The sequence below is a fragment of the Chthoniobacter sp. genome, assembly GCF_040003245.1.
Lineage (GTDB): Bacteria > Verrucomicrobiota > Verrucomicrobiia > Chthoniobacterales > Chthoniobacteraceae > Chthoniobacter.
Map to the genome: position 1 here is coordinate 1 of NZ_JBDUCX010000402.1, position 3,014 is coordinate 3,014.

5 protein-coding genes are annotated in these 3,014 nt (G+C 62.8%); all 5 read right to left on the minus strand.

Going from position 1 to position 3,014, the window contains the following annotated elements; translation table 11 throughout:
* A partial coding sequence (locus tag ABJF10_RS30230) for a TatD family hydrolase (protein WP_348548316.1) occupies positions 1-792 on the minus strand: 792 nt, incomplete at its 3' end.
* 2 nt (positions 793-794) lie between these two features.
* Positions 795-1,067 (minus strand): hypothetical protein, encoded by a 273-nt coding sequence (locus ABJF10_RS30235; protein ID WP_348548317.1) that lies wholly within the window; start codon positions 1,065-1,067, stop codon positions 795-797.
* 108 nt (positions 1,068-1,175) lie between these two features.
* Entirely contained in the window at positions 1,176-1,604 is a 429-nt protein-coding gene (locus tag ABJF10_RS30240; RefSeq protein ID WP_348548318.1) for a cytochrome b562, read from the minus strand.
* Between the two features lie 254 nt (positions 1,605-1,858).
* Complete coding sequence (locus ABJF10_RS30245) at positions 1,859-2,395, minus strand: hypothetical protein (protein ID WP_348548319.1); 537 nt, start codon at positions 2,393-2,395, stop codon at positions 1,859-1,861.
* Positions 2,396-2,543: 148 nt separating this feature from the next.
* Positions 2,544-3,014, minus strand: a 471-nt coding sequence (locus tag ABJF10_RS30250; protein WP_348548320.1) for an ABC transporter permease, incomplete at its 5' end; no start/stop codon positions are given.

The window sequence follows — 3,014 nt, forward strand, 5'->3', positions numbered from 1 at the left end:
GAAGCGGGGGTTCTGTTCGAGGAAGCGGATCGGGTTTTGAAAGACCAGCTTGTCGATCGTCTCGTCGGAGTGGCCGCGGCGGCGCATTTCGATGGCGGTCTTCGGCACGGCGAGCGGGTCGCTGCGGCCCCAATCGCACGCGCTGTTCAGCCACACCCGCTGACCGCCGTAAACTTCGAACATGTCGATGGCCCGTGGCGGGGTGGTCTTCGATTCCGGGTAGAGCGTGATGCCCGCCCAGAAGCCCGCATCGAGCACCATCTGGATGGTGTGCTCCTCGACGTGATCAATGATGCAGCGGTCGGGCTTGATGCGCGAATCGGCGAGCAGGGCATCGAGAATGAGCCGCGTGCCCTTGAATTTGTCCTCGAGATGCGGGGTGTGAACGAGAATGAGCTGGTCGTGCCGCGCCGCGAGGTCGATGTGCTGCTCCAGCACTTTGAGCTCGTTGCGCGTGTTCTTGTTCAGCCCGATCTCACCGATGCCCAGCACATTTGGCCGGTCGAGAAATTGCGGGATCAGCGCGATCACTTCCTGCGCGAGTTGCACGTCCTCGGACTCCTTGGGATTGATGCACAGCCAGGTGAAATGCGGCAGGCCGAACTTGGCGGCACGCTTGGGCTCATAGTCGGTGAGCTGGCAGAAGTAATCGTAAAAGCCCTGCGGCCCGCTGCGGTCGTAGCCAGCCCAAAAGGCCGGTTCGCAGACGGCGTGACAGCCCGCGGTGATCATCGCCTCGTAGTCGTCCGTGGTGCGGCTCACCATGTGCCCGTGGGGCTCGATGTAACGCATGGTCAGTGGGCCTCCTGGCCGGGCCACGCGCCGACGGCGCCTTTGCCGGGAGCTTTCGGGATCGGCTCGGTGGTGGGATCGCTGAGCGACATGAGGACGCTCTTCGCCCGCACTGGCTCACCGCGTTGCAATTCCTCAAGGGCCTTGCGGAAGGCCGCGAGGCGGAAATCCGGCTCCCCTTCCCCGCGATCCATCCGGTCGAGGAACGCCGCGATGTCGATCAGCTTCGACCGGGCGTCCATGAAATAGAGATCGAGAATGTGCTGGCGGGTCATGGGACAAATTAGAGCCGGTGGCGCTCCGTGCAACTGCCTTGGAAAACACAACCCCGGAGAATCTCTCCGGGGTTGTGCGTCAACCGAAATTGGTAAATCCGAAAGGGCTTACTTATCGTCAGGATTGAAGTCCTTGTGGCCCTTTTCTTTTTGGTCCGCGAGTTTCTCGAGGATCTTCTTGGCGTCGTCGGTTTTGCCGTCCTTCACCGCCGCTTCAAGATCGTCGAAAGCCTTGGCGACATCCTTCATCTCGGCATGGTACTTGTCGAGGTAGGCAGCCTTTTCGCCGGCGGGCACGTCTTTCGTCTTGGCCGGCTCCAGCTTGGAGGAGGCTTCGACGCTCTTCTTCGCCGTGGCGATGAGCGCGAGATTGTCGTCCTTCTTGGTAGCGTCGTCGAGCTGGCGCTTGAGCGTCCGGATGCTCTTGTTGGTCGTCTTCATTTCCTTGGCCAGCGGCGTATCGTCGTCCGCGGCGAGGGCAACGTTGAATCCGAGGGCCAGGACGGCCGCGAGGGTCAGGAGGGATTTGAATTTCATAGTTTGGATTTAGTGAGTGAGTGCTTCAAATTGCGAGTTTCAGCGGGAATTGCCAACATTTTTGCGCAATTCCCAGCAGGTCATTGACGCGACGACCACGCATTTTAGTCAATCTTAGGGAAGGAAGTTCCGAATCGGGGCTGGGGGGGGAACGCGCCGTTGCTTCCGCAGGCAGCCGTTCCCCCGGCACTGACGGCGCAGTGCCTCCAGTGCCTCCAAAAAAAATCTCGGACCTTAAATCGCCTTAACTGGGCTTAAGGCACCTTAAAAGCGTCTCCTTTTCCGGCGATCTCCCGCCGGAGATCTGTCTCGATCCGCTGGTGCCCCTCCCGGCGCAGACGGCTCAGTTCCCGGGAAATCTCCAGCATCGAACGGGTGCGCTCGCGGCCGGGCTCGGCGTCCTCTTCCTGGCGAAAGACCTGCAACAGAGCCAGGGCCATGCGATCGGTGACCCGGTCGAGCAACGGGGAACTCCCGGGAAAGGTGGCGGTTTCCTCGGCCAGTTCGACCGACTCTTCGAAGAAATCGCGCGCCCGGGCGCGAACCTCCTGCCCACGCAGCCAATCGCGGAAGCCGCCCACCTTCCAGGCGCTGAGATTGACGTCGTTGATCGGCCGGCCGTCGAAGTGGGTGGCGAGGCACTGCCGGACTTCGGGGAGGGAATTGAGCCATTGCACCAGGCTGCGGCTGCGCTCGCCATCGGCGAGGCGTAGATTGAGTTTCTCGCGAACCGCCTGGGGAAAGTGGGCGATTTTGCCGTTGCGCGTATGGTTGGAGATGTCGGGATTCATGTGGGAAGTTTGGCATGACCCGGCGGAAAAAGTGCATTGCTCCATTGGTTCCATTGGCTCCATTGCGGAAAAGTTCGCTTAGCACACCCCCTGGCGGGCGAAACGCAGCCCGGCGGGTGGGGACACCCGCCCTACACCCGCAGCGACCCTACTCGGCGCGCAACGCCTCGACGCCGCTGTCGCGGAGGGCGAGACGGGTGGCCAGCCAGGTCCAAAAGACACAACCCAAGGCGAGGCCGGCGAGCAGAAGGGCCATTTCGCGGAGCGGGAAGCCGCCAGCCTTTTGCACGAGATTCGGCCAGACGCCGACGAGCGCGCTAACGGTGCCGATGACCAGCGCGGCGACGATGAGCCAGCGGTGCTCGACGAAGACGAGCTGCCGCAACTGGCCGGGACGGAAGCCGACGGCGGCGAGCAGGCCGAACTCGCCGCGACGCTCCAGGACATTGCGGGCGACGACCACCGCCAGCCCGGCACTGCCGAGGAGGAGGCCCAGGCCGCCGAGCGCCTGGAAGATGGCGAGATAGGTGTTTTCCACGGCTTGAAATTCGCCGAGGCGACGGGCGGTGGTGGTGAGTTCCAGGCCGCGATCGGTGAGCGCGCGGGAGAGCGCGGCGCG